General features: G+C 70.4%; 22 protein-coding genes. 11 read left to right on the plus strand and 11 right to left on the minus strand.

From position 1 onward, the window contains the following. Window positions 1–4: 4 nt before the first annotated feature. The 7 genes from sctR to BO221_RS04045 all read right to left on the minus strand — a co-directional run bounded on the left by sctR (window position 5) and on the right by BO221_RS04045 (window position 4701). Window positions 5–730 carry a type III secretion system export apparatus subunit SctR gene (sctR, locus tag BO221_RS04015; protein ID WP_073558943.1) on the minus strand — a complete coding sequence of 242 codons (726 nt, stop codon included), beginning with the start codon at window positions 728–730 and terminating at the stop codon, window positions 5–7. Then, complete coding sequence (locus tag BO221_RS04020; RefSeq protein ID WP_198956053.1) at window positions 727–1131, minus strand: flagellar biosynthetic protein FliO; 405 nt, start codon at window positions 1129–1131, stop codon at window positions 727–729. The genes sctR and BO221_RS04020 overlap by 4 nt, the downstream gene beginning before the upstream one ends. Before the next feature lie 8 nt (window positions 1132–1139). Further along, complete coding sequence (gene sctQ / locus BO221_RS04025) at window positions 1140–2294, minus strand: type III secretion system cytoplasmic ring protein SctQ (RefSeq protein ID WP_304528691.1); 1155 nt, start codon at window positions 2292–2294, stop codon at window positions 1140–1142. 114 nt (window positions 2295–2408) lie between these two features. Beyond that, window positions 2409–2924, minus strand: coding sequence for a hypothetical protein (locus BO221_RS04030; RefSeq protein ID WP_073558944.1), 516 nt, complete (start codon window positions 2922–2924; stop codon window positions 2409–2411). 20 nt (window positions 2925–2944) lie between these two features. Next, window positions 2945–3736, minus strand: coding sequence for a flagellar M-ring protein FliF (locus BO221_RS04035; RefSeq protein ID WP_073558945.1), 792 nt, complete (start codon window positions 3734–3736; stop codon window positions 2945–2947). Between the two features lie 8 nt (window positions 3737–3744). Further along, window positions 3745–4242 (minus strand): ATP-dependent helicase HrpB, encoded by a 498-nt coding sequence (locus tag BO221_RS04040; RefSeq protein WP_073558946.1) that lies wholly within the window; start codon window positions 4240–4242, stop codon window positions 3745–3747. A 9-nt stretch (window positions 4243–4251) separates the two neighbouring features. After that, the gene (locus BO221_RS04045; protein ID WP_073558947.1) at window positions 4252–4701 is read right to left on the minus strand and encodes a hypothetical protein; all 450 of its coding nucleotides are present in this window, start codon (window positions 4699–4701) and stop codon (window positions 4252–4254) included. A 236-nt stretch (window positions 4702–4937) separates the two neighbouring features. On the opposite strand from BO221_RS04045, the gene BO221_RS04050 reads away from it, so the two are divergent. Continuing rightward, entirely contained in the window at window positions 4938–5264 is a 327-nt protein-coding gene (locus tag BO221_RS04050; RefSeq protein ID WP_043401810.1) for a PilZ domain-containing protein, read from the plus strand. 13 nt (window positions 5265–5277) lie between these two features. On the opposite strand, the gene BO221_RS04055 is transcribed toward BO221_RS04050, so the two are convergent. Further along, the gene (locus BO221_RS04055; RefSeq protein WP_073558948.1) at window positions 5278–5667 is read right to left on the minus strand and encodes a PleD family two-component system response regulator; all 390 of its coding nucleotides are present in this window, start codon (window positions 5665–5667) and stop codon (window positions 5278–5280) included. A 5-nt stretch (window positions 5668–5672) separates the two neighbouring features. Then, window positions 5673–8234, minus strand: a complete 2562-nt coding sequence (locus tag BO221_RS04060) for an ABC transporter permease (protein ID WP_073558949.1) — start codon at window positions 8232–8234, stop codon at window positions 5673–5675. 137 nt (window positions 8235–8371) lie between these two features. Between BO221_RS04060 and BO221_RS04065 the strand changes: the two genes are divergently transcribed. The 7 genes from BO221_RS04065 to BO221_RS04095 all read left to right on the plus strand — a co-directional run bounded on the left by BO221_RS04065 (window position 8372) and on the right by BO221_RS04095 (window position 18467). After that, the gene (locus BO221_RS04065) at window positions 8372–12370 is read left to right on the plus strand and encodes a serine/threonine-protein kinase PknK (protein ID WP_073558950.1); all 3999 of its coding nucleotides are present in this window, start codon (window positions 8372–8374) and stop codon (window positions 12368–12370) included. Beyond that, window positions 12367–13851, plus strand: coding sequence for a VCBS repeat-containing protein (locus BO221_RS04070; RefSeq protein WP_073558951.1), 1485 nt, complete (start codon window positions 12367–12369; stop codon window positions 13849–13851). Before BO221_RS04065 ends, BO221_RS04070 begins: the two co-directional genes overlap by 4 nt. Window positions 13852–13856: 5 nt before the next feature. Continuing rightward, window positions 13857–14462, plus strand: coding sequence for a hypothetical protein (locus tag BO221_RS04075; protein WP_143195244.1), 606 nt, complete (start codon window positions 13857–13859; stop codon window positions 14460–14462). Window positions 14463–14485: 23 nt separating this feature from the next. Then, on the plus strand, window positions 14486–15523 hold the full coding sequence (locus BO221_RS04080) for a hypothetical protein (protein WP_073558953.1): 1038 nt from the start codon (window positions 14486–14488) through the stop codon (window positions 15521–15523). 45 nt (window positions 15524–15568) lie between these two features. Continuing rightward, complete coding sequence (locus BO221_RS04085) at window positions 15569–16840, plus strand: glycosyltransferase (protein ID WP_143195245.1); 1272 nt, start codon at window positions 15569–15571, stop codon at window positions 16838–16840. Window positions 16841–16932: 92 nt separating this feature from the next. Then, window positions 16933–17841 (plus strand): NlpC/P60 family protein, encoded by a 909-nt coding sequence (locus tag BO221_RS04090; RefSeq protein ID WP_073558955.1) that lies wholly within the window; start codon window positions 16933–16935, stop codon window positions 17839–17841. A 119-nt stretch (window positions 17842–17960) separates the two neighbouring features. Then, entirely contained in the window at window positions 17961–18467 is a 507-nt protein-coding gene (locus BO221_RS04095) for a cupin domain-containing protein (protein WP_073558956.1), read from the plus strand. A 19-nt stretch (window positions 18468–18486) separates the two neighbouring features. Here BO221_RS04095 and BO221_RS04100 read toward each other — a convergent pair whose 3' ends face one another. Beyond that, entirely contained in the window at window positions 18487–18942 is a 456-nt protein-coding gene (locus BO221_RS04100) for an SRPBCC family protein (RefSeq protein WP_073558957.1), read from the minus strand. Window positions 18943–19162: 220 nt separating this feature from the next. On the opposite strand from BO221_RS04100, the gene BO221_RS04105 reads away from it, so the two are divergent. Continuing rightward, on the plus strand, window positions 19163–20878 hold the full coding sequence (locus BO221_RS04105) for a DUF885 domain-containing protein (RefSeq protein ID WP_073558958.1): 1716 nt from the start codon (window positions 19163–19165) through the stop codon (window positions 20876–20878). Here BO221_RS04105 and BO221_RS04110 read toward each other — a convergent pair. After that, the gene (locus BO221_RS04110) at window positions 20859–21362 is read right to left on the minus strand and encodes an inorganic diphosphatase (RefSeq protein WP_083680727.1); all 504 of its coding nucleotides are present in this window, start codon (window positions 21360–21362) and stop codon (window positions 20859–20861) included. The two genes, BO221_RS04105 and BO221_RS04110, sit on opposite strands and share 20 nt — an antisense overlap. Before the next feature lie 107 nt (window positions 21363–21469). On the opposite strand from BO221_RS04110, the gene BO221_RS04115 reads away from it, so the two are divergent. Then, the gene (locus BO221_RS04115) at window positions 21470–23161 is read left to right on the plus strand and encodes a S8 family serine peptidase (RefSeq protein WP_073558959.1); all 1692 of its coding nucleotides are present in this window, start codon (window positions 21470–21472) and stop codon (window positions 23159–23161) included. 47 nt (window positions 23162–23208) lie between these two features. Further along, window positions 23209–24510, plus strand: a complete 1302-nt coding sequence (gene fliB, locus BO221_RS04120; RefSeq protein ID WP_073558960.1) for a flagellin lysine-N-methylase — start codon at window positions 23209–23211, stop codon at window positions 24508–24510. Window position 24511: the final 1 nt, after the last annotated feature.

The raw sequence follows: 24511 nt of genomic DNA on the forward strand, positions 1-24511 counted from the left end.
GGCATCACCGGTAGCCGAGGATCAGGCCCCGCGCGAGCAGCGCCCAGCCATCCACGGCGACGAAGAGGAGGATCTTGAAGGGCAAGCTCACCTGGCTCGGTGACAACGACTGCATCCCGAGCGCGAGCAGGATGTTCGCGATGACCATGTCCAGCACCAGGAACGGGAGGAAGACGAGGAAGCCGATCTGGAAGGCCTCCGTCAGCTCCGTGATGACGAAGGCAGGAATCACCACGAAGAGATCGTCCTCGTGCACCGCGTTCGCCTCTTCCGGCGGCCGCAGCTCGCGCGCGAGGTCCAGGAAGCGGGCCCGCTCCTCCGGACTGCCATGCTTCACCAGGAAGGTGCGCAGCGGCTCGGTCACCCGCTCCGCCGCGCTGAGGATCTGCGCACCGGAGCCGACGTCCTGATAGACAGCCTGCCCCACGTCGTACATGCGCTCCATCACCGGCGCCATGACGTGCCCCGTCAGCACCGCAGCGAGCCCGGTGAGAACAATGGTGGGCGGCGCCTGCTGCGTTCCCATCGCCGACCGGGCCAGAGACAACACCACGGCGATCTTCGAGAAGCTCGTCAGCATCAGCACCACGAAGGGCAGCAGCGACATCAGCGCCAACATCCCCATCATCGACAGCGGGCTGCCCGCGAACGACATCTGCGAGAGCGGCGTCTCCGCCGCCGAGGCCAGCCCGGGAACGAGCACTCCCAACATGAGCAGCGCACGGCTCATGACAGGGTCTCCTTCTCATGGGAGCGGGCCACCGCACGGCGCCTCGAACGGGTCTTCACACGCACCGGTGTGTGTGCCCGGCGGATCTCCGCGAAGGAGTCTCCAAAGGCCACGAGGTAACGGCTCCCCTCCACCTCCACCAGCGCCAGGCCACAGCGCTGCGACAGGCCCGTTCTGGACACCACCCGCATGCGCTCGGTGAGGGAGAACCGGACGTCGGCCCGCCCACGCCGCATGAGCCACCAGCCCAGCCCCACCAGGGCCACAGCCCCCAACAGCCCCCGGGCCAAGACGGCCGCCGATACACCCCCCAGTGGAGCCAGTGCCGCCAGCCCGAGCACGAGCCCCAGTGCCAGCAACAGCTTGTTCCTCGGAGACACGAAGTCGAACAGGGTCTTCATGGGCGCGCTCACGGCAGCAGGGTGAGGATGCGGGCCCCCACCTCGCCCTCGATGTCCACCAACTCCGCCCGCGCCACCGCCCGGTCGCCCACGCGCAGCAGTACGGGCTCGCTCGCGTTGATGTGCAGCGGCAGCAGCGCGCCCGGCTTCAACCCCGCCAGCTCCGAAAGCGGCAGCAGCAGCCGCGTCAACTCAATCTCCACTTCCACCGGCAGCGGGGGCATTCCCTCGCTCCGCTCGATTACGGTCGCCATGTCCGACTCCTGGAAAAGTCCGCGCCTGCGCGCGTGGTTCAACGAGAAACCCTCGGGCGTGAAGTCACCCATCAGCTCGAAGCCGCGCAGGACGAGGCGCCCGGGACCCGACAGGCCCGTGCCCTCCTGGCGCAGCCCGTCGAAGAGCACGACGTCCCCCGGCCCAAGCGACTCCAGCGCCATGCGCGGCAGCGACGTGCTGCCCACGAAGCAGCGGGCCTCCAACCGCGCCGCCAGCACCTCGGGAGCAAATTCCACGTCCCGCTCCGCGGGCAGTTCCCTCAGCGCCCCTTCGAGCACCACCGCGGGCAGGACCAACCTCCCCCCCGCCGTCGTCTGCCCTACCGTCACCGTCAGCTCCACGCCCAGGTGACGCTGCCGTGCGTCGAGGCGCGCCAACGCCTCCGTGCGATTCATCGTCACCCCGGCGAGGCGCGGACCGAACCTCCGCTGCAGCTCCGGCTGGCCACGCAGCGCGTACAGCGCCGACAGGCCCAGGAAGGCGAAGGAGGCCTCCTCCAAACGCGTCAGCTCCGTGATGGGGCCAGGCTTCGTCCCCGCCCCCGCCAGGCGCTCCAGCGCGGCGAAGAGCACCGGCGGCTCCAATTCCAGCACCCCCGTCCCTCCCGTCGCCGACAGGTCCACCAGGGCGAAGGCCGCCGTGTGCGCCAACCCCGCCGCCGGCATCACCACCGCCTCCAGCAATCGCGCTTCCGCTCGGACGGGGCACCCCAGCTCCCGGCCCAGTGCCTCGCACACGCTCTGCAACGCCTGCCGCGCGAGCCGCGCCACCTGGGGTCGCTCGTGCAGCGTCACGTGGGCCCGTGCCAATCGGCGCGTGCCGAGCCGGCGCAGCTTCATCGGCTTCAACGTCGTGGACTGGCTGCTCTCTCCGAAAGAACTCTGCATGGTTCGCTCCGTGCCGCGGACGCACCACTCCTCTTCACGGCCGATGCCAACGGCCGTGCCCGCGAAAACGAGGGGTTGGATGTCAGGGGCCGTCCCGGCTCGGGACGGGGTGTCTCAGCGCGTGGCTTCGCGGAGGAGCCGCTCGGCCAGCGCACAGACCGCCGGGGTGGCCGCCGCGCCGGGCGGTTCCACCTGGCGCTCCGGGAAGAGGCCACGGTGATAGGGCGGCAGCCTCCGGAAGAGCTCCCGTCTCAGGACCTCTGGAGCCTCCTCCATCACCGCCCGCAGCCGCGCCGCGGCATCCGGCCGAACACCGAACTCCACCGCCACCCGCGCCTGCCGCCTCGCCGAGGAGAGCGCGGTGAAACCGGCCAGGTGGTTCTTCGCCTGCCGCGCCTCGGGCTCCCTCAATCCCTCAAGCAGGGCCCCCGCCCGCTCCCGCCCGAAGACCAGCGCCACCAGGGCAATCCGCTCCACGGGCAGGGAGACTGGAGACGGCCCCTTCACCGGCTCCGGGTACGTTGGCCTCTTCGCTGGCTCTGGCTGCGGACTCCGAGGCACCCGGACCGCCACCGTCTTCTCCGGCCCTGGCGTCTTCGCGCCAGGGCGCTCGATGCGCGTCACCTCCATGACTCATCCCTCCAGGAAGCTCACGCCACCTTGCGCGCGGCCCCGGCCGTCACCACCGGGCGCGTGGGGGCCTGTGGAGCCACGGGCTTCGCTTCCGCCAGGGCGCGGTAATGCCGCAAACGCAGCGTCACGAGGATCAACCCCACCGACAGCCCCGTGACCGCCAGCGACAACACCGCCAGCAGCACCCGCAGCCGTGTCAGTGGAGAAGTCCCGGGCGTGGGAGCCACCACCCGCGTGGAGACCTCGTCCACCATGAGGGACACCGACTCGGACGAGAGCCCCTCCACGCCTCCCGCGAGGAGTGACCGCAACATCTCCCGCGAGCCCTTGATCGTCTCCGCGTAGCCGGGCGCCACGCGCAGCATCGCCGAGGCCTTCGCGGGCACCGGCTGTTGTCCGGGCCTCGGCGGCGGTGGCACCACCAGGTGCACGCGCGCCAGCAGCACCCCCTCCACCGTCTGGAGCGTCTTCTCCAACCCCTGCTCCATCACCCTCACCCGGCAGAGCTGCTCCTCCACCGGGGTCCGCACCAGCCCTCCTCCGCCGAAGACGTCACAGCCCTCGTCCGCCACGGGCCTCGGCAGCCCCAGCTCCGCGAGAATCCGCACCGCGTCCGAGGACTGCTCCTCTCCCACCTCGATGGCCCACGTGGGCTTCTTGCCCGCCTCGGGCACCTTGCGCGCATCGAGCCCCCGCTCGACGAGCACCGTCTGCAACTCGTTGGCCTGGCGCTCGTCCAGGCCGTGTTGGATTCGCTCCCGGCACCCCGTGGCGCACAGGAGCAGCAGCAAGAGACAACGTCGGAACATGGGAGTCCTCACACCTGGGTCTGCAGCACCTGCTTGACGCCACCCGTCGCCTTCTCGACGACCTTCCCCGCGAGATCGAGCTCCTGACTCGCCCGGTACACGTGGGCCTGGACTGCCAGCAGCTCGGCCGGAGAGAACGACCTGCCGGACTCGGCCAGCGCCAGGAGGCCGTCCAACCGCTTCTGCGCCTCCGTCACCCGGTCCAGCACCTGCACCGCCTGCTGGGACCTCGCCGCCTGCACCGAGTCCACCTGGCCCCCGGCTCGCACCTCCGACGTCCCCCCCGTGGCCTTCCCCACTCCCTCCACCTCGCACGTCCCGCGCGCCGCCTCCGTCTTCTCCGTGGAGGCCAGCTGGGGCGTGCTCTCACTCGCGACCCGGGGCCCCGGCTGCTTCGCCGGGCCCTTCACCCCCTCCAGCACCTCGCCGAACCGCGCCTTCCCCGAGGGCTCCAGCGCGGGCGTCGCTCCCGCCCCGCCAATCGCCCCCACCTTGTCGATGGCCATGGCGCGCCCCTACCGGATGTTGTTGATGGCGGCCTTCGCCGAGTCGTGCCGCACCTTCATGATGTTGGAGATGGCGTTGTGCGCCCGGCTCTCCGCCTGCATCTCGTTCTGCAGGTTCATGTAGGCCATGTTCATCTTCATCCCCTCGGCCTGCATCTCCCGCTGCGCCGCCAGCAGGTCCCACTGCTCACCCTGTCCCGCCGTACCGCCCACGCCTCCCGTCCCCGCCGCCGACACGCCCTGGACGGAGGACGCCACCGACGACACCACCGAGCTCACGCTCGACACCGCCGCACTCACCATCGGGTTCCCCGGCATCATCGACGCCGCGATTCCCGCCCCCGTCTTCACCACCTCCTGCGCCGTGCGCGCCAACACCGTGCCGAAGTCGTTCCTCGGCGTCTGCCTCGCCACGGTGGGGGTGATGGACAGCGAGCCAATCCGATTGCCGTTCTCCACGTGAAGCCTCCTGCGCTTGGGTTGCGTCAGGGCTTCTTCAGCGGGCGTGCCAGCCGGCGAGCGCAGTCTTCCCGGGCACATGGCCGCTCCCCCACCCGGCACACCCTCCACGGCGTGGAGCTCACATCCGCGCGCGTGGACGGTCAGGGGACGCGGCCGGGCCCCGGCCGAAAAGTTGCGACCCCCCAGGGCTGCTCCACACTGTAGCTCCCTGTCGCACCCCGAGGAGGGTCCCCATGACGCCGTCCAACACTCCCCTGCGCCTCCAGGAGCGCTACCACCCGCGCGTGGACGCCAACTGGATGGTGAAGGTGCACCTGGGCGAGCGCACCGTGCTCGTCAAGGCGCGCGACCTGTCCATGGCGGGCCTGTTCCTCCACGGCCACCCGCCCGACAGCGTCAAGCAGTTGTCCCTCACCCTGCCGCTGCCCGGCATCGGGGACATCACCGCCACGTGCAACATCGTCCGCCGTGCCACCCAGGGCGTGGCGCTCGAGTTCGCCGACCTGGATTGGGATCACTTCCTGCTGCTGGCGCGCTACCTCCACCCGCGCCTGCCCTGAGCCGGGCCCGGCCTCACACCACCTTGCGCAGCCGGTCCACCAGCGCCATCAGCTCCGCGCCCTTGAAGGGCTTCTGGATGTAGCCGTCCGCTCCCGCCATCGTCGCGCTCTCCATGTCCGACTTCTTGGACTTGGCGGTGAGCATGTAGACGGGCACCTTCGACGTCGACGGGTCGCTCTTGAGCATCCGGCACACCGAGATGCCGTCCAGCTGCGGCAGCACCACGTCCATCAGCACGAGCTGGAAGGGGCGGCTCTTGGCCAGCTTCAAGCCCTCGATGCCATTGGCCGCGCACACCACCTCCACGGCCCCGTCGCTCAACATGGAACGCACGAGCTCCCGGATGACGGGCTCGTCCTCGACCAGGAGGATGTGGAAGGGATTCTGCAGGTTGGCAGCCATGGGACTCACTCGTAGGCGAGCGCCTCCACCACGTCCAGGGTGGCGGCACGACGCGCAGGATACAGCCCGGCCAGGATGGCGCACAGGGTCGAGACGACCCCCATGGCCACCGCCAACCGGGCGGGAAAAATATAGGGAAAACTCCACCCCGTGGCCTGACCGCCTACCACGTCGGTGATGAGAACCCCCATCCAAAGGCCCGCCAGCGCTCCGATGAGTCCTCCTGACAGGCCGATGAAGGCAGCCTCCCCCACGAACAGCCGGACGATGTGGGACCGGGCCGCCCCCACCGCCCTCAACAGGCCGATCTCCCGGGTCCGATCCAACACCGCCGCCAGCAGTGTGTTGACCACCCCCAACAGCGCCAGCAGCACGGCCACCACCTCCATCGCATAGGAAACCGAGAAGGCCTCGTCGATGAGCGCCGTGGCCTCCTGGCGCAGGTCCGCGTTGCTCAGCACGTAGAGCTGGTGGCGCTCCCCCCACCGCTCCGAGATGGTGCGGCGCAGTTCGTCCAGCCGCGAACGGTCCGACAGGTACAGCTCGAAGGTGTCCACCCGGTCATCCTGGAAATGCGCCTGGTACACCTCGCGCGCCAGGAAAACGACGCCCTGGTCCGAGGTGTAATCCACCGCCACCGCCGCCACCGTGTAGGTGCGCGCGCCCGTGGGCGTGGACATCTCGAAGGTGTCCTCCACGTGCAGCTCCCTGCGGCGCGAGAGGTTCTCCGAGATGATGACCCGCCCGGCCAGCCGCTCCTCGCGCGTGGGCAGGCGGCCCTCCAGCAGCTGCGGCTTGCCGTGGCTCTCGTAGATCTCCGGGATGAGGGAGATGACGTAGGCGCGCAGCCCGAGCACGTCATGGGGCAACACACGCACCCGGTCCACCTGGGACACGCCGGGCAGCGCCGCGAGCGCCTCGGCCAGCTCCGGACCCATGGGCTGGTTGCGGCTGCCCGCGATGCGCGCCGCCGAGGTGAGGAAGAGATCCGCCGGCACCGACTGGTCCAGCCACCGGTGCGCCGCGGTGCGGAAGGAGCCCACGAAGCCGGCGATGCACACCGACATGGCCACGCCAATGGCCAGCGCGGACACCGGGACCGCCGTGCGCGCGGGCGCTCGCGCGAAGTTGTCCGCCGCCAGCCGGCCACTCACGCCCAGCAGGGCCTCGCCCGGGCGGTGGTAGACGTGCCACAGCAGGCGCAGCACTCCCGGGGCCAGCAACGTGGTCCCCATCAGCACCAGGAAGATGGAGATGTAGCCGCCCACTGGCAGGTTCTCCATGGGCGAGGGCAGCCACGTGGACGGGTAGACGAGCAGCAGGCACCCCACGCCGAGCACCGTGGGCAGGCGCGAACCGCCCACGCCGGCGCCCTGGGCCGCATCCCTGCGCAGCGCCTCCACCGGGAGCACGCTCGAGGCCTGCAACGCCGGCCGCAGGGCCGCGAAGCCACTGCCCAGCACGCCGAGCGCCACACCCAATCCCAGCTCCCACGGGCCCACCGTCACGTCCCGCGCGTTCACCTGGATGTAGAGGCTGGAGATGGCGCCAGACACCCAGCCGATGGCGAGCCGGCCGATGAGCACCCCCAGCGGCAGCCCCAGCACCGTCCCCACCCCGCCCAGCAACACCGCCTCCAGCGTGAAGAGGGCCCGGATGCGCAGACGCGTGGCCCCCAGCGCCCGCAGCGTTCCAATCTCCCTGCGCCGCTGCACCACGCTGATGGCGATGGTGTTGTAGACGAGGAACACCCCCACCAGCAGCGCCACCCCGGAGCCCAGGTTCAGCCCCATCTGGAAGCTGCGCACCATGGTGGCCACCGAGCCGCCCCGGCGAGACGGGTGCTCCACCTCGAAGCCTCCGCCCAGCGCCGAACGCAGGCGCTCGCGCACCGTGTCCACACCCACCAACGGGTCCACCGCCACGTCGATGCGGTCCAGCGTCCGCTCGCGCCCGAAGGCCGCCTGCGCCGACGCCACGTCCATCACGCCCATCGAGCCGCCGAAGGCCTTCACCGGCCCCGCCTCGCGGATGAGCGCGTGCACCACGAAGTCCTGCGGCCCGCTCCCGGTGATGAGTTGGAAGCCGTCCCCCACCTTCAACCCGCGCTCACGGGCGAAGCGCTCCGAGACGAGCATCCGGTCCGTCGAGTTGAGGAACTCCAGGTCGTCCGACAGCCCGCCCAGGTCCCTGTCCGCGCCCTCGTAGGTGCGGAAGTGGCCGTCATCCAGCAGGTCCACGCCCATCACGTAGAGGCGCTCGCCCGGCACGCCCTTGACCGGGACGATCACCGTCAGGGCCCCCGAGGCATGCGCCACCCCAGGCACCGCCCGTACGCGCTCCAGCACGGACTCGTCGAACCCCACCTGCGTGCCCGCCACCGTGAGGTCCGCCTTTCCCGCGATGACATCCACCGTCGAGCGGAACGCGTCCAGCACCGAGCCGTTGATGGACATCACCCCCACCATGGTCGCCACCCCCACGGCCACGCCCAGCACCGTGAGGCCGGTGCGCAGCGGTGCACCCAGGATGTGACGCAGGGAGACGAGCCGGAGCAGCGAGAGCATGACCCGGCCACCTTACCCCCTCCGTGGGGGCCTGGGGTGCCCGGATGAAGGGCAGGCAGGCTCACCAAACCTGGTGCTTTGCTTCCTGCCCCAGGAGGCGTGAGGTAGGGTCCGCGCACATCACCGGGGAGGGGCCAGTGAGAGTCGCCGCACAGCAAGGTTTCGAGGGCAACGAGCGTTTCGAGGTCAGACGGACCCTGGGCGTAGGTGGCTTCGGCATCGTGTGCGAGGCGCTCGATCGCCGCACCGGCTCCGTCGTGGCGCTCAAGACGCTGCACAAGGCATCACCCGGCTCGCTCTACCGCTTCAAGCAGGAGTTCCGGCTCCTCACGGAGCTGGTCCACCCGAACCTCGTCACCCTCTACGAGCTGTTCTCCGAGGGCTCCACCTGGTTCTTCACCATGGAGCTCATCGAGGGCCACGCCTTCCTCGATTACCTGCGGCTGAAACCCTCGGAGGACAGCGCGGAGCCCTCCAACCCAGACGAGCTCACCGCCACCAGCCCCCAGCGCCACCCCAATCAGGGCACCGGCGCGAGCCACTCGTCGCCGGACGAGCTCACCGCCACCAGCCCCCAGCGCCACCCCAATCAGGGCACCGGCGCGAGCCACTCGTCGCCGGACGAGCTCACCGCCACCAGCCCCCAGCGCCACCCCAATCAGGGCACCGGCGCGAGCCACTCGGCCCCCGACGAGCTCACCGCCACCAGCCTCAAAGCCACCAGCCTCGACGCCACCACCGGCTCCCAGGCGCCCGTCCTCCCCGCCGCGCCCACCCGCATCGTCGACGCCGAGCGCCTCCGTCTGGTGTTCCGCGAGCTCGTCCAGGGCCTGCGCGCCCTCCACGCCTCCGGGCTCATCCACCGCGACCTCAAGCCCTCCAACGTCCGCGTCACCCCCCAGGGCCGCGTCGTCATCCTCGACTTCGGGCTCGCCAAGCCGCTGATGTACCCCTCGGCATCGATGGGCTCCCCCGAGCCCCTCGCCGGCTCGCCGCCGTACATGGCCCCCGAGCAGTGGGACCTCCAGCCCTCCACCGAAGCCACCGACTGGTACTCGGTGGGCGTGATGCTCTACGAGTGTCTCACCGGACAGCGGCCCTTCTCCGGGAACATGCAGGAGATGCGGCAGGCCCAGCGGCACGGAGCCGCCCCCATCTCGCGCTTCGTGGTGGACCCGCCCGCCGACCTCGTCTCCCTCTGCGAGGCCCTGCTCCGCGAGGACCCCACCGCCCGCCCCTCCAGCGCCGAGGTCATGCGCCAGCTCGGCGGCCAGGACGCCACCGAGCCCGCCCCCACCCCTCGCGAGCCGCGGCTGGTGGGCCGGGAGAAGGAGCTGGCCACGCTGCACGCCGCCGCCTCGCGCGGCGCCGCGGGCGAGACGGTGCTGGCCCGCGTCCATGGCCTGGCCGGTCTCGGAAAGAGCGCACTGCTCGAGGCCTTCGCCCGGGAGCTGCGCCGCGAGGAACGTGCCCTCGTCGTCTCCGGCCGCTGCTACGAGCGCGAGTCCGTGCCCTACAAGGCGCTCGACAGTCTGATGGACTCGCTCAGCCGAGTCATCTCGCAGTTCCCCCGCGACCAGGTCCGCGAGCTCGTCCCCGAGCACTTCCAGGCCCTCGCCCGCCTCTTCCCCGTCCTCCGGCTCAACGAGGACCCCCTGCCGGAGGAGCACGCGGAGCCCCTTCCGGAGGACCCCCTCCTGGCCCGGGCCCTCGCCGTGCGCGTGTTGAAGGAACTGCTGCGGCGGATCGCCTCGCACAGGCCCCTGGTGCTGCTGCTGGATGACCTCCAGTGGGGTGACCTGGACAGCGCCCGCTTCCTCGCGGAGCTGCTGTCTCCTCCCTCCGCGCCGCCCCTGCTGCTCGTGCTCAGCTACCGGAGCGACGAGGCCGCGAACAGCCCGTGCCTGGAGGCGCTGCGCCAACTGTTGGAACCGCTGTCGTGGACCGTCGCGCCCGTGGAGGTGGCCCTGCCACCCCTCTCGCCCGAGGATTCCGCGCGCCTCGCCCTGGAACGGCTGGGCGTGGAGGACTCCGCGGCGCGCGCCCAGGCCGAGCGCATCGCCCGGGAAGCCGGAGGCAGCCCGCTGCTCGCCGAGGAGTTCGTGCGCTACGTCACTTCCAACGGCGAGCGCGCCACCTCGGGAGAGCTGTCGCTCGGCCGCGTCGTCGACGCCCGCGTCCAACACCTGCCCGAGGGCGCGCGCCAGCTCCTCGAGCTGCTGGCCGTGGCCGGTCATCCCCTGGAGCAGACGCTCGCGCTGGACGCGGCTCGGCCCTCGAAGGCCACGCTGTCTTCGCTCGCCCTGCTGCGCTCCTCCCACCTGCTTCGCACCCGCGCCACCCCCGGCGGCGTGGACCTCGAGGTGAGCCATGACCGCATCCGCGAGCGGCTCGTGGAGACCCTCCAGGCCCCCACCATCCAGGGCCACCACCGCCGGCTCGCCGATGTGCTCGAGGCCCAGCCCCAGCCAGATCCCGAGCGGCTCGCGCTGCACCTCCATGGTGCGGGAGAGCTCGTCCGGGCCGCCCTCCATGCCTTCAGCGCCGCCGAGCGTGCCCGCGAGGCACTGGCCTTCGCCCGGGCCGCGGAGCTGTATGGCTTCGCCCTCGAGTGGAGCCAGGGCACGCAGGTCTCCGGCATCCCCCCTCGCCGCGAGCTGGAGCGCGCCCGCGCCGAGTCCCTCGCGCTCGCCGGCCGTGGCACCGAGGCGGCCCCCATCTTCCTCCGCCTCGCCGAGGACGCCCCCGCCCACGAGTGGCTGGAGCTCCAGTGCCGCGCCATCGAGCACTACATGGTGGGCGGGCGCATCGACGACGGCACCGCGCTGCTCGGACCCGTGCTCGAGCGGCTCGGCCTGAGCTACCCGCGCTCCACGGCTCTCGCGCTGCTGGAAGTCGTCTGGCTGCTGGCCCGGCTCAAGCTGCGCGGCATCGAGTTCACCGAACGGCCCGAGTCCGAGGTGCCTCCCCTCCAGCTCCAGCGCATCGATCTGCTCTGGGCCCTGGCACGAGCGCTGCTCAACGTGGAGCCCACGCGCGGCCTGCTCTTCCTGCTCCGGGGCCTGCTGCTGGCGCTCGAAGCGGGAGAGCCCCAGCGCGTGGCCCGTCCGCTGATCGCCTTCGGCGGCACCTGGTTGTTCCAGGGCTCCCCCGGCGCGCTGGAGTCGGGCACCCGCGACCTCGAGCGCGGTGTGGCGCTGGCGCAGCGGCTGAACTCGCCCGAGCTGCTCGGCCTGGCGGACATCTTCCGCGGCGTCCGCTCGCTCACCGTGGGCCGGTGGGCCGATACGCTCGCCCAGGCGGAGGCCGGCCTGGAGCGGATGCGCGAGAGCCGCCGGGACACCCTCTGGGAGGGCGGCATGGCGCGCGCCATGGCGATGCTCGCCCTGGACATCACGCACCAGATGACGGAGCTGCGCGAGCACGGCAGGGACTGGTACCGCGTGGCCGTGGAGCAGGGCGATGCGTACTCGCAGGTGACGGCGCTGCTCGGCACCGGCATGGGACTGCTCGCCACCGGAGACGCCGAGGGCACCTGCCAGCGCATGCGGGAGCTCGCCGCCTCCTGGCCCCGGACGGGCACCATCCAGCACATCTCCGTCTTCCTCGTGGAGGCCTGGGCCGACCTCTACCAGGGACAGCACGCGCGGGCGTGGCAGCGCATCACCCAGATGTGGCCCAAGGTGAAGTCCGCGCAGTTCCTCCGCGCCCTCGTGGGCCGGATGAGGATGTACACCGTGCGCGCATGCGGCGCGCTCGCGCACGCCGAGCACGACACGAGCGCCCGGGAGAAGCTGCTCGCGAGCGCCGAGAAGGACGCGGAGTTCATCTCCCGTCAGGGGCGCAGTGACTGCGTTCCGATGGCCCACCTGCTCCGGGCCGGCATCGCCCGTCTCCGTGGGGACCCGGCGGGAGCGCGCTCGCACCTGTCCTCGGCCATCCAGGGCTTCGAGACCGCGGGCATGGCGGTCCACACGGCCATCGCCCGCCACCACCTGGGAGGCCTCATCGGTGGAGACGAGGGCCGCTCCCTCATCGAGGCCGCCCATGCGGTGATGACCTCCCACGGCATCGCCGAGCCCGCGCGCTGGGCCGCCACCTTCGCCCCTGGTTTCTCGACGCAAGGCGCCCGATGAGCTGGCTCTTCCCGCTGCCGCTGGCAGCGCTCGCCCTGTCCGCGACCCCGGCTCCGGCGTCCGTGGACGGAGGCACCCCCATCCCCTACGCCACCCAGCCCGATCTCCAGAGCGCTCCCATGGGCTTCTACGAGACCGGGCTCGCCCTGGCCGACATCAACCGCGACGGCTACCCGGACCTCATCACCGCGAGCGGGAACGATCAGGGACTCCAACCGCTCGCCGTCTACCTGAACACCCAGCAGGGCAACTTCTTCAACAAGCAGCAACGGCCAGACTGGGTCTCCGCGGATTCGGACGCCAACATGAACCTCGCCGTGGGCGACATCAACGGCGATGGGTGGCTGGACGTCGCGGTGTCCACCCTCGGAAAGCCCTGGGGCAGCGGCGGCGTCAAGGTCTACTTCAACCAGCGCGGCACCCTGGAGAAGAGCCCCTCCTTCCGCTCGAAAGACACCTACGACTCGTTCGCCTGCGCGCTGGGGGATGCGAACGGAGATGGCCGCCTGGATCTGGCCACCTCGGACATGTATCCCCTCACCGGCGGCTCCGCGCGCATCTACTTCAACCAGGGAGGGACTCTCTCCACGAAGCCCGGCTGGCGCTCGAAGCCCGGAGGCCTCGGCGGCGGCATCCTCTTCACCGACGTGCAGCAGGATGGGTTCCTGGATCTGGTGGCCGGCACGTCCCAGGTGATGGTGTTCCCGGGAAGCGCTGGCGCGGACGGTGGCATCTCCCTGCCCACCACGCCCGGGTGGAGCTCCCGCGAGGGAGACCTGGTGCCCTATGTCTCCGCGGGTCCCGTGGGCGCACAGGGAACGTGGACGCTCGTCGTCTCACGCAACAACGTGCAGGGCATCATGAGCGGAGACGCGGGCACCCCGCCCCGCTACGAGGCCTACGTCCCCGCGCCCGATGCCGGCCAGCCCGTGTGGACGTCCACCCCCATCAACCTCGGCTCCGGCGTGAAGCTGGCGGACGTCAACGGCGATGGCATGACGGATCTGCTCGGAGGTTCCTGGGGCGGCCTGGTGCCCGACAGCGGCTTCTTCCAGCTCTACCTGGGCCAGGGCACCACCTTCTCGAGCCAGCCCGCGCTCACCTCCGCTCCCAGCACCCAAGGCATCATCCAGTCGCTCGACGCGGCGGATCTGCATCAGCGCTTCACCTGCCCCGGCTCCTGGAGCACCACCCTCACACGCTCGCAGGCGGTGGTGACGCTCCCGCTCCCCCTGATCGGCGGCATCTCGCGAGTGACCCGCAACGGAAGGACGCTGCTCCCACGCGAGTACACCACCGTCCCCGGTGCGCCGTGGATCTCCTTCGCCCGGCGGCTCGCGCCCGGGGACAAGCTCCAGGTGACCTATACCCATCCCCTCTCGGTGGACGTGGTCATGGCGAACCAGGACTGCTCGCTCGGCGACTCCATCTACTCTTCGTATGCCACCGTCCCGGGCTGCGGGACCTCCTCCAAGGATTGATGCTCATGCTGGTGAAGTTCATCCACGACCTCACGACCAACGAGAAGCTGCAACGCGCGTTCGCTGAAAACCCGAAGAAGACCCTGCAGCAGGCGGGCCTCTCGGCGAAGCACCAGGCCCTCTTCAAGAAGAGGGATCCCCAGCAGGTCTCCCAGGCGCTGATGAACGAGCTTTGCACGAACCCCACCATCGGCTTCTGGTTCGTGCCGCCCATCAATCTCACGAGCATCAGCCCGGCGTCGGGCCGCCAGGGACAGACGCTCGAGGTCACGCTCAACGGGCAGTACTTCACGGACCCGATGACGGCCGACATCGAGAACAACACCCAGAAGATCCCCATCACCCTCCAGAACGTGACCGGGGCTGGCCAGGCGAAGAGCCAGGCCACGGGCTCGCTCACGCTCGCCACGAACCTGCCCACGGGCCCGTACACCGTCCGCGTCACCTCCAGCGACAAGGCGAGCTCCACGCTCAGCATGGGCTTCACGGTGAACGCGCGCAGCGGCAACAAGCTCGCCGCCACCGCGGCGAAGACGAGCCCGGCCCGGAAGGCCTCCGGCACGAAGACGGCCCCGGCCCGGAAGACGCGGGCGAAGACACCGAAGAAGTAGGCCCACCGGACTGGAGGCCCGCCGTGGTTCCCTCGGTTCCGAAGACGTTCGCCTGGATGGCACCACGCGTTCCGGAGGCGCTCGTGCCCCGGCGGACGATGGCCCGCTTCAAGCCCCTCACGCGCCGGCTCCCGTCGCTGCGGAACTTCTCCTTCGAGTGCCGGCTGGATGCGGAAACCGCCCAGGTGGACTTCATCGGGACCCTCACACCTGCATGGGGCGGAGAGGAGCTGGCACGCGAAATGGGCGCGGCCCCGCCCGAGCGCTCCGGCCCCCTCTGGGACGGTGTCCGCGCGTTCTGCGCCGGGTGGGCACCCGAGGGCAGCCCGCTTCACGCGGAAGTCCCCTGCATCTGGCTGGAGTTCGACCACGACCGGCCCGCGCCGCATGAGCCCCAGCCCTTCACCACGGTGTGCGTGCAGCCGGACTACGCCCACCGCCGCCTGACACGCGGCGCGCTTCCCGAGGGCCATCCCATCCGCCGCACCGTGTGGCGCTCACTGGAACTGCTCGGACAGGGCCCGCTGGAGCCGGAGGTCCGCCGCGCCCTCGCACGCTGCTTCGAGGCGATTCCCACCGGAGGCGCGCTGTCGCACGTCGCCCCCACCTACGTCCGGGGCACGCGCTCCATCCGGCTGGTGCTGACGATGCCCTCCCGGAAGGTGTGGGCATACCTGTCCCGCCTCGGCTGGCCGGGCCGGCGCGCCGACGTGGCGCGCATGCTCGAGCCCTTCCAGAGTTCGAGCGAGGTGGAACTCTACCTCGATGTGGCGGATGGCCTCCTGCCCTCGGTGGGCATCGGCATCGGGCTGCTGGAGCCGGACGAGCCGAGGATTCCCTTCCTCTTCGAGCGCCTCATCTCATGGGGCATCTGCACGCCGGAGAAGCGCGACGGAGTCGTGGCGTGGCTCGGTGAGGACGAGCGGGTGCTCCTGCCAGGGCTGCGCGTCCCGAGCCAGCTCCTGCGCTGGGCGATGATCAAGCTCGTCCACCGTCCCGGGAGGCCGCTCGAGGCGAAGGTCTACCCGGAGTTCCACGTACGTCCTGCGTACTTCGACTGAATCACGGGCATGAACCCACGGTGACGTCATCAAGGCCAGGAGACGATGATGCGGATAGGGATTCAAGGCTGGGGCAGCGAAGGCGACCTCCGGCCGCTGATCGCCCTGGCGGCGGGGCTCGTGCGGGCGGGGCACGCGGTGCGGTTGGACCTGACCCCCATCGATGGCACTGACCCTGGTGCGCTGTGCCGCTCCCTGGAGATCCCGCTCCGGGTGATTCCCGAGCGGGTGGACTTCTCCTTGCGGAGTGTCGCCGAGCATGCGGACGCGGCCGACCCACTGAAGGTCTCGCAACAGCTCGTCGAGCAGGCCTTCTTCCCCTATCTCGACCAGCTCTACCGGGCGGCCCTGGAGCTGTGCGCTCAATCCGACCTGGTCATCTGGCACTACTCCTCCTGGTACACCAAGGCCGCGGCGCTGAAGACGGGCCTTCCGCACGTGGCGGTGCACTTCTTCCCTGGGCTCGTCCCCACCCGATTCGCACCTCCCGGTGGCCTTCCGCACCTGGGCGCGCTGAATCCGCTTCTCTGGTTCCTGGCCCGGCGGGTCCTGGACCTTCAGTTTCGCCGCCGCCCGGCACGCTTCTTCGCGGAGCAGGGGCTTCCCCCGCTTCGCCACGTCCTGCCGGACTTGATGTTCTCGGAGCACCTCAACCTTCACGCGACCAGTCCGCTTCTCTGTCCACCCGCTCCCGACTGGAACCCACGGCACCAGGTCTGCGGTCAGCTCGAGCTGCCTGACGCCGCTGACTCCTGGACGCCTTCGCCCGGCCTGCGCTCGTTTCTCGAAGCGGGCGAGAAACCGGTGTTGCTCTCGTTGGGCTCGATGGAGCACATGGCGCCGCGAAGGACCCGTGAACTCCTGGCCGGTGCCGCCCGCAAGGCCAGGATTCGCGCCATCGTTCAGAGCAAGCGTTCCCCCGCGGAGGAGGGACGGGACGGAGACCTCTATTTCCTGCCCTGGGCGCCGCACCGGGCCCTGCTCCGGCACTGCTCGATGATGGTCCATCACGGTGGCGCCGGGACCACGCACTCCGTGCTGGCCGCGGGACTGCCAGCGGTCGTGGTCCCCGTCATCTTCGAGCAACAGGTGTGGGCCAATCGCTTGCGAGCCGCGGGTGCGAGCGGCAAGCCGGTCCCATTCTGGAAGGCAAGCGTGGATGACCTGGCGAACCGGATTCTGGAGGTCGCGGCGTCCGAAGCGATGGGCGCACGCGCCCGGCAGCTGGGCGCCGCGATGGCGGCCGAGAATGGCGTGGAGACAGCCATCGGCCTCCTCGAACGGCTCCAAGTGAACCTCGATGGGGGTACCCGATAGACCGGAAATTCAAATTATCCTAGAATCCAATAAAAGTCCGGAATAATCGACTGCCGGCCACCCCTCTGCAGCACCCGAAAGGATGTCTCAGAATGCGCTCGTCCTACCGTTCCGCGGCGTTGGCAGCCGTCTCCGCGCTCGTCTCGTTCTTCGCACTCACGCCGGCTGCGCATGCCGACTTCACCTTCTACAGGACCGGGCCGCACACCGGGGCCTGCTGGGTCAAGGTGAACGCGTACGGCGGTGTCTATCAAGTCAGCAACGTCCTGCTGAATGGAACGGGCGCCTCGCACACCGCCACGGTGCAGAACTTCCGTCCGGGAGTCGGGCTGCAGTCCAGTCAGACCTATACCGCGGCGCCGGGAGAGTGGAAGGGCGGCGAAATCGCCCACGTGGCCATCGTCCCCGGCGATGAGTTCCGGTACTACCTCAACGGCACGCTCGTGGCGGGCATCCCGGCAAGCGGCATCCCCTTCTACATGCAGCACTGCAAGGTGGTGGAGTCGCCTTCCGTCAAGGTCCGCCTGGCCATCTCCTACGGTCTCGCCGCGCTGGACGCTGTCTACACGGGAGCCTGTGCGGGGTCGTACCGGTTCGGCGCGGCTCCCACCACGGGCATGTGGCACTACGGCTCGAGCTGCGGCAGTGGGCAGGGCAACTACTACCAGCCCGCGGGCGTCAGGGGGTTCGACTGCTCGGGGCTGGTGTACAAGATGTTCCAGTATGCGGGCGTGTACTTCCCCTGGCAGTCCTCCTCCGCGATGAAGTCTGGCATTCCGCAGATCTCCAAGGCCTATATCCAGGTGGGGGACCTGCTGGTGAAGAATGGCCATGTCGCGGTCTACCTGGGTGACGGCGACGGGGATGGCATTCCGTCCGTCCTGGAGGCGACGCCGGAGTGGACGAACCCCGATGGCAGCAAGACGGGCGTCATCATCTCCGACGCCTTCAAGTACCTCAACGACTCGGCCTATACGGCGCACCGGGTCTCCGGAATCTGAGGGACGCGGCGGTCCGCTGGCCCGGGCCACGGACTGGTGCTCCAGCAGCACGTACAGCAACAGTGGGCGGCCCGTGTGCAATCGCGCCGTGGCGAGCCCTTCCCCAACCGAAGGATCCCATGCCCGAGAAGAAGCCCACGGCGCCAAAGTCCCCGCTCTCCCGCGCCGCCGACCGCACCAGCACCACCGAGCAGTCCCAGCAGCACCCTCTCAACCCGAACTCGGAGATTCGTGGCCACTCGTTGAGCGAGCTCGTGGGCCTGCGCCGCACCGGCGTGCACCTGCTGCGCATCCCTCCCGGCAAGGAGTCCTTCGTCTTCCACTCGCACCAACTGGAGGAGGAATGGATGTACGTGCTCTCCGGCCGGGGCATCGCTGAAATCGGCGAGGAACAACACGAGGTGGGCCCGGGCGACTTCCTCGGCTTCGCCACCCCGTCCGTCGGACACCACCTGCGCAACCCCTTCTCCGAGGACCTCGTCTACCTCTCCGGCGGCGAGCGCCGGGAGATGGAGGTCGCCGACTTCCCGCGCCACAACAAGCGCATGATCCGCGTCGGTGGGAACATCTCCTTCTGTCCGCTCGACCAGATGGAGACGTTCACCCTTCCCGAGAGCAAGGACTGAGAGCGAAGCACGGCCCTCGTCACGTCGCCTGGAGCGGCTGCGGCAATGAAGCGGACTCCAGGAGCCGCCGCAACTGCCCGAGATCCTCCTCCAGGTGCTTCCGGGCGGTGCGGACGAAGAGCGGCGTGGTGAGGGTGAACAGGCCACTGAGCCGCGCCTGCGTGCGGAAGATCACGCGCGTCCCGTCCGGCGCCGGCTCGAACAGGCGCCACCCCATCACCTGGATGTGCGGGATGCTCGCCCGGAGCACCACGCGCACGGGAGGCTCGTACTCGAGCACCTCGACGGGCACGTGCGCGCGCCGCCCGAGCAGATGCACCCGCTGGATGAGGTGGACCCCCACCCCCAGCGGACCTGTCGCCTCCACCTGCTCGACCACCGCGCTCCAGTCCGGATCGTTCTTCGGGTCACTCGCCAGCGCGAAGACCTCGGCCAGAGGACGCCGGATGAGCACGCTCTGCTCCAGTTCGACCATCTCGCCCGCCTGCCTCCCCCTGGGGACCCGCGCCCCGTCGAAAGATGGGCTGTCCGCCGTGTCCTGTCCGAGGAGTCACGAGCGGTGGCCCGCTCGAATGGTGTGCATCCAGGCGTTCGTGTGCCCGGGGCACCCGGCCCGAGAAGGCGGGAACGTGTCCCGGACCGTCCAGGGCCCGACATTTTCCCCACCCCCGGAGTAATGACTAGCTTCAGGGGCCATGAACAAGGCCCCCTCGCCCGCTCTCGAGACCTTCCTGCGGCTCCGAGCCTCGTTCTTCGAGCGCTACCTCGAGACCCAGCCCGAGGAGGCCACCACGCTCGGGCTCCACCACCTGGATGACCGGCTGAAGGATCTCTCCCCCTCCGCGCTGGGCGACGAGTACGCCTTCCACCGCGATGTCCTCGCGAGGCTCGAACAACTCGCCCCCGAAGAGCTTCCCTCCGAGGCCTGGCTGGATCGGCAGGCGATGCTCGACGTCACCCGCTTCCACGTCCACACCTACGAGGACCTGCGCGGCCACCGGCGAAATGTCGAGCTGTCGACCTATCCACACACCATGCTGCAGTACCAGCTCGGCCAGGCCGAGACGGCCGGGGACTGGGCCGCCATCGCCAGCCGGGCCGCGCGCATCCCCACCTTCCTGCGGCAGCAGGAACAGTTGCTCGCCGAAGGGGTGGCCACCGGGGAAGTCCCGGACCCGCACATCGTCCACGACTTCGCGGAGGACCATCTCCCCGTCATCGAGCGGTACTTCGAGCACCTCCCCGCCCTGCCCGGCGCGCATCAGGTGACGCTCTCCGCCGCGGAGGCCCGGCAGCTCCAGCAAGCCTCCCGCGAGGCCCAGCGGGCCTTCACCGCCCACCGCCAGTTCCTCCGGGAGCACGTCCTGCCACGCACGCACGTCCCCGTGGTGCTCGGCGAGGACGAGTACCAGTGGCGGCTGCGGTACATGTTCGGCCTCACCGCCTCGCCCGAGGAGCTGGTGCGCCAGGCCGAGGACGTGCTGGAGCGGGCCCAGGAATCCATCCTCCAGCTCTCCGGCCAGCTCGCCCGGGAGCTCCCCGGCGCCCCGTCCGCCCTCACCAACCTGGGAGAAGCCCGGGCCCTGCTGCTCGGACTGGAGACGGAGCACCCGGAGCGGGACGAGGACGTCATCCCCCTGTACCGGGAGCTCATCGCGCGCGCCGAGCGCTTCATCCACGAGCGGGAGCTGTTCAACGTGCCCGAGGGCCTCCGGCTGGGCCTCAAATCGCTGCCCCCGGGCATGGTGGACGTGCGGGGTACCAACTGGCCCGCGCCGCTGTTGGACCCGCGCAAGGTGGGCTGGTTCGTGCTGGCCCCCATGGCGGCCGCGCACCCCACCGTCTGGGCGGCGCTGCTGGCCGTGCACGAGGGCATCCCCGGCCACTTCCTCCAGAGCGTCGCCTGGCAGCGCGCCTTCTCGCGGCACCCCGCCCCGGTGCGCTTCCTCCTGGTGACGGACCACGTGGCCATGGCGCGCGGCCACTTCGGGCCCATGCTCAACATCGAGGGCTACGCCACCTACGCCGAGGAGCGGATGCGGCGCGCGGGCTTCTACACCGCCGCCGAGGCCCTCACGGCGCTCGTGGCCCGGGCCCTGCGCGCCGTGCGCGTGGTGGTGGACATCGGCCTGCACACCGGGCGCATGACGGACGAGGTGGCGGTGCGCTACCTCGTGCACCACGCCTGCATGCCGGAGCCCAACGCGCGGCGCGAGGTACTCCGCTACAAGCGCATCCCCCTGCAGGCCATCACCTACCTGCTGGGCGCGCTCGACTTCGAGCGGCTGGAGGAGGACTGCCGCCGCGAGCGAGGCAGCCACTTCGACGAGGCCCGCTTCCACGACGAGCTCTTCTCGTTCGGCCCCGTGCCCCCCGCGCTCCTGCGGCGCTTCATGCTGACGGCGGCGTGACGTCCGGGAGCCAGCCCACGAAACGCGTGTCCGTGCCCCGCTTGCCTCGCACGAAGTGCAGCACCCGCTTGAAGAGGGCATAGACGCGGAAGAAGGTCTCCAGGCCCGCCCGGTCCACGGACCGCAGGGGCCGGGTGCTGCAGATGACCTTGGGGTCCGCGCAGCCCGCGTCGAGAAAGGCAATCACTCCCACCACCGGCACACGCAGGCGCTCGCCCCGGCGCAGGCGCGGGCCGAGCACCACCACGTCCAGGGGATCTCCATCCCCCGAGCCCAGCCCCGGAATGCAGCCGTAGTTGTAGGGACACGGCAGGGGGGAGATGAAATCCACGCCCCCATCCGCGCGCCGCTTCACCACGGAGAAGCGGGGGGACTCGATGAGCACTTCGGGCTCGCGGGAGAGCTCCGGAGGGAGGGAGAAGTCGGACACCCTCGTGGTGTAGCACGACGGGGCTGCCTGCCCGTCCTGCAAGCGACGGAACATCCGGGGCTCTGTGCACCCGGGTACGCCGTGCCTCGGGAAAATCCAGGCTCCCCTGGCCACGGCCCCCGCCCCTGCCCACCTCACCCCAACGGCAGCAAAGGAGGGCGATGATGAGGCGGGGATGGGCATTTCTCGGGCTTCTGGCATTGGCGGCGTGTTCGGGCGGGGAGGATGTCTCCAAGCTGGAGAAGAACACGTGCGCGGATGTGCACGCGGGCACCCTGCCCACCCGGTCCGAGGCGAGTGATGGCCGCGAGTCCTTCCTGGTGCGTTACCGCTCCGGAGACCGGGTGAGCGCAGCCGCGGTGCGGCGCCTGGGAGGCCAGGTGACGGCGCAGTACCGTTCGGTCCCGGCGGTGGCCGCGCGCCTGACGCCCGAGGAGCGGGCCCGGCTCGCCGCGGATCCGGACGTGGAGCTCATCGAGCCGGACGTGCAACTCAAGGCGCTGCGGCTGCCCACGGCGAAGGCGGGCTCCGTGGGTGAGTACACCGGCTCGGTGCGCATGGTGCAGGCCCCCCAGGTGTGGGATGCCAACGAGGACGGCGAGCTCGACATGGGAGCGCCCGTGGGCGAGGGCATCCGGGTGTGCGTCATCGACAGCGGCCTGGACCGGCGGCACCCCGAGCTGACCATCCCCTACGTGGGCGGCTACGACTTCGTGGACGAGGACGGCGACCCGAGCGACGAGACGGAGGGCGTGAGGGGCATCGGCCACGGCACGCACGTGGCGGGCATCATCGCGGCGCAGCTCTCCTCGGGAGGCACGACCCTGTCGGGCATGAACCAGGGCGGCATGGTGGGCGTGGCGCCCGGCGTGGAGCTGCTGATCGCCCGGGTGCTCAACGTGCACGAGACCGCCAGCATCAGCTCGGTGCTCTCCGCGCTCGAGTGGTGCGTGAAGAACAACGCCCGCATCGCCTCGCTGTCGCTGGGGGCGACCATGGACCTGGGGAAGACGGCGCGAGACGCATTCCAGGCCGCGCAGGACCAGGGGCTGCTCCTCGTCGCGGCATCGGGGAACGACAGCGGCCCGGACTACGAAGCCCCCCTGGGCTACCCGGCTGCCTATCCGTCCGTGCTGGCCGTGGGCGCGGTGGACAGGAACGAGGAGGTGGCCTCCTTCTCCAACCGGGGCAATGGGCTGAGCCTGGTGGCGCCCGGAGTGGACGTGCTCTCCTCCATCAGCATGCAGGCGGCCACGGTGTCGTCGCTCGACGCGGAGGGGGCGGGGTACAACTCCCGTTCGCTCTTCTTCTCACCGCCGGGTGAGTACACGGGAACGCTCGTCGACTGTGGCCAGGGCGAGGCCTACGGCTGCAAGGGCTCCACGTGCGATGGCTTCGTGGCCTACGTGCGGCTGACGGGGGACGCGAGGGCCTCGCGCGCCGCGCAGAACGTGATGAAGCAGGGCGCGCGCGCCATCGTCTTCGGCACCGACTACTCCGAGAACGAGTCCTGGATGAAGTTCCTGGATGGACCGGGGCTCTCGTGGGTGCCCTCGCTGGCGGTGGGCCGGGAGTCGCGAGCGGCCGTGCTCGATCTGTTGGGCAAGCCGGTGCACGTGAACCTGAAGGGCGTGGACTACGCCGAGTTCCCCGGTACCTCGATGGCGGCGCCGCATGTGTCGGCCGTGGCGGCGCTCGTGTGGAGCGCGCGCCCGGAGCTGACGGCCGCCCAGGTGCGCACGCTGCTGGAGCGCACCGCGAAGGACCTGGGTGACACGGGCCATGACGCTCGCTACGGCTACGGGCTGGTGCAGGCCAAGGCGGCGCTCGACGCGCTCCAGCAGATGCCGTGACACCTGGATGTGGCGGCCGGCACGTCGAGGTATGATCCCGGCCGTCCATGTCCACCGAGCCCCTCCTGCTGCGCTACATGACGCGCTTCCGCTGCATCGCGGAGCGCTGCGAGGACACCTGCTGCGCGGGCCTGCGTGTGCCGGTGAGCGAGCCGCAGTGGGCACGGATGCGGGCGGCGGTGGCGGGCAGCGCGGAGGAGTCGGCGCGCCTGCACCGGTGCATCACTCCGAATCCCGGTGGAGCCGCCACGGAGCACGCGTTCATCGAGATGCGCCCGGACGGGCACTGCCCCATGCTGGACACGGAGCGGCTCTGCTCGCTCCAGCGCCGCCACGGGGACACGGTGCTGCCGGACATCTGCGCCACCTTCCCGCGCGTCGTCACCCGGTGGGGCGAGCGGGTGGAGGTCTCGGGGACACTGGCCTGCCCGGAGGTGGCGCGCCTGTGCCTGCTGGAGGAGGACGCGGTGGAGCCCGTGCCCACGCCCCTCGCGGATTCACACGTTCCCCGGCCGGAGACGGCGAGACACATTCCCGCTGACGCGGAGGACGCCTGGGCCTTCCACGCGGAGACGGTGCGCGAGGCCCTGCTGCGGCTGCTGCACCGGCGCGAATATCCCCTCGCCTCGCGGCTCGCGATGCTCGGGCACCTGGCGCACGGGCTGGACGGCTTCTACTTCCGGGGAACGGAGTCCTTCCGGGGCGAGGACCGAGAGGCGGCCGAGGCGCATTTGAACGAAGTGCTTCAGCGCTTCGATTCGCCGGACGTGCTGGAGGCAGTGCACCGGGACTTCTCGGGGCTGGCGCTTCCGGGTGGCCCATGCGTGGGCCTGTTCAGCTCGGTGCTGAGGGCGCGGATGGCGGCGGGACGAGGCGAGCGCTTCTCCTCCCTGGCCCGGAGCGTCCTGGAATCACTCGGGCTCCAGGAAGGCTCACCGGGAGAGCTGGACGCGGCGTGGCGCACCTACGAGGAACGGTGGAGCCACCTGGAGGCCCTGCACGGCGCGCGGGTGCGGCAGTACTTCGACAACTACGCCGCGCACTTCGTCTGGCGCAACCCGCTCATCGACGCACCGGGCCTGCTCGCGTACGTGTTCCGCCTGGCCCTGCGGGTGGGACTGCTCCGCCTGACGCTCGTGGGCCATCCCCGGGTGGCGGAGTTGTGCCAGGAGCCCTCCCCCACCGCTGGCTCGCAGGAGCAGTTGGACCGGGCTGCGGTGGAGACCTTCCAGCTCGTGGCGAAGCACGTGGAGCAGGCACCGGACTTCCTGGCGCTCGCCGAGGGGCTCGTGGGCCCCGGGCGAGGCGCGGACACCCTGGGCAAGGTGCTCATCTTCGCGACGTTCTGAG

Source organism: Archangium sp. Cb G35, assembly GCF_001896145.1.
Classification (GTDB): Bacteria; Myxococcota; Myxococcia; order Myxococcales; family Myxococcaceae; genus Archangium; species Archangium violaceum.

Coding starts and splice junctions, on each gene's coding strand:
- sctR (WP_073558943.1), bottom strand. CDS start 730: ATGAGCCGTGCGCTGCTCATGTTGGGAGTGCTCGTTCCCGGGCTGGCC.
- BO221_RS04020 (WP_198956053.1), bottom strand. CDS start 1,131: ATGAAGACCCTGTTCGACTTCGTGTCTCCGAGGAACAAGCTGTTGCTG.
- sctQ (WP_304528691.1), bottom strand. CDS start 2,294: ATGCAGAGTTCTTTCGGAGAGAGCAGCCAGTCCACGACGTTGAAGCCG.
- BO221_RS04030 (WP_073558944.1), bottom strand. CDS start 2,924: ATGGAGGTGACGCGCATCGAGCGCCCTGGCGCGAAGACGCCAGGGCCG.
- BO221_RS04035 (WP_073558945.1), bottom strand. CDS start 3,736: ATGTTCCGACGTTGTCTCTTGCTGCTGCTCCTGTGCGCCACGGGGTGC.
- BO221_RS04040 (WP_073558946.1), bottom strand. CDS start 4,242: ATGGCCATCGACAAGGTGGGGGCGATTGGCGGGGCGGGAGCGACGCCC.
- BO221_RS04050 (WP_043401810.1), top strand. CDS start 4,938: ATGACGCCGTCCAACACTCCCCTGCGCCTCCAGGAGCGCTACCACCCG.
- BO221_RS04055 (WP_073558948.1), bottom strand. CDS start 5,667: ATGGCTGCCAACCTGCAGAATCCCTTCCACATCCTCCTGGTCGAGGAC.
- BO221_RS04060 (WP_073558949.1), bottom strand. CDS start 8,234: ATGCTCTCGCTGCTCCGGCTCGTCTCCCTGCGTCACATCCTGGGTGCA.
- BO221_RS04070 (WP_073558951.1), top strand. CDS start 12,367: ATGAGCTGGCTCTTCCCGCTGCCGCTGGCAGCGCTCGCCCTGTCCGCG.
- BO221_RS04075 (WP_143195244.1), top strand. CDS start 13,857: ATGCTGGTGAAGTTCATCCACGACCTCACGACCAACGAGAAGCTGCAA.
- BO221_RS04085 (WP_143195245.1), top strand. CDS start 15,569: ATGATGCGGATAGGGATTCAAGGCTGGGGCAGCGAAGGCGACCTCCGG.
- BO221_RS04090 (WP_073558955.1), top strand. CDS start 16,933: ATGCGCTCGTCCTACCGTTCCGCGGCGTTGGCAGCCGTCTCCGCGCTC.
- BO221_RS04095 (WP_073558956.1), top strand. CDS start 17,961: ATGCCCGAGAAGAAGCCCACGGCGCCAAAGTCCCCGCTCTCCCGCGCC.
- BO221_RS04100 (WP_073558957.1), bottom strand. CDS start 18,942: ATGGTCGAACTGGAGCAGAGCGTGCTCATCCGGCGTCCTCTGGCCGAG.
- BO221_RS04105 (WP_073558958.1), top strand. CDS start 19,163: ATGAACAAGGCCCCCTCGCCCGCTCTCGAGACCTTCCTGCGGCTCCGA.
- BO221_RS04110 (WP_083680727.1), bottom strand. CDS start 21,362: ATGTTCCGTCGCTTGCAGGACGGGCAGGCAGCCCCGTCGTGCTACACC.
- BO221_RS04115 (WP_073558959.1), top strand. CDS start 21,470: ATGATGAGGCGGGGATGGGCATTTCTCGGGCTTCTGGCATTGGCGGCG.
- fliB (WP_073558960.1), top strand. CDS start 23,209: ATGTCCACCGAGCCCCTCCTGCTGCGCTACATGACGCGCTTCCGCTGC.